Annotated in this window: 1 protein-coding gene; it reads right to left on the bottom strand. The window is 60.6% G+C overall.

The window, feature by feature from the left end:
* Positions 1 to 760 (bottom strand): hypothetical protein (locus B5G37_RS14730; RefSeq protein WP_204217977.1); only part of this gene is annotated, 760 nt, incomplete at its 3' end.
* Positions 761 to 841 lie beyond the last annotated feature (81 nt).

Raw genomic sequence — 841 nt, 5'->3', positions numbered from 1 at the left:
CCTCCTTGACACCGGTGCCGGAACCGGCCCACCACACCTCCACGTCGAGCTTCGTGTTGTCCGCGCCGAAACCGTACTCGTCATTGCCCTTGAACTCGCCCAAATCCTCGGGCAGGTTGCTCAGGTGGATGACATCGCGCACATCGGCGTTCTCCGTGGCGGAGGGTTCCGCGACCTCGCTCCACTCGCTGACGGTTGCGGTATGCACGGCGGTCTCGGGCACCTTGCCGAACTCGTCGATGTAGTTGTTCTTGATGTACTCCTTGTCGTCGTCCGACTGATCGTCCTTGACGATGAGCCACAGCCAGCCGCCGAAGAGGCCGTCCTGCGGGTTCACGTAGTCCGTGCCGTCCGCGGCCTTGGCGGTGACCTCGTTGGTCTGGCCGGAACCGTTGAACTCGGTCTCGGCGGTCGCCACCGGCTCGCCCAGTTCGTCCTCCACACGCTTGAGGTAGTCGTTGGGGTTCTCCGGGTTCTCCACGGTGCCGTTCTGGTTGATGGTGCGGAGGATCGTATCACCATCGCCGGTGAAGTAGTAGCCCTTCGCCTTGACGGTCGTATCGTCCACCCAGCTGTCGCCCTGCGCGACGCCGCTGGTCACCTTGTCCTTGATGGTCTCACCGGCGTTCAGCTTCTTGCTGGACACCTGCGTGCTGACGATAGGCTGGAAGTCCTTGACCACATCAAACTGGATGGTTCCACTCACCGTGGAAGGATCACCGACCCGGAATAGGTCCTGATCTGGAGAATTCATTTTCACGCCGCTTAACGCCTTATACGTGATGCTGAACTGGGCTTGTCCATTGCCGGTAGCAGTCCATCCAATATGTTCTGCGTTGCC

Origin of the sequence: Pseudoflavonifractor sp. An85 (assembly GCF_002161235.1) — a bacterium.
In the GTDB taxonomy this organism is placed as follows: domain Bacteria; phylum Bacillota; class Clostridia; order Oscillospirales; family Oscillospiraceae; genus Enterenecus.
The sequence above is the reverse complement of the archived record's forward strand: the minus strand, read 5'-3'. Positions and strand labels throughout refer to the sequence as shown.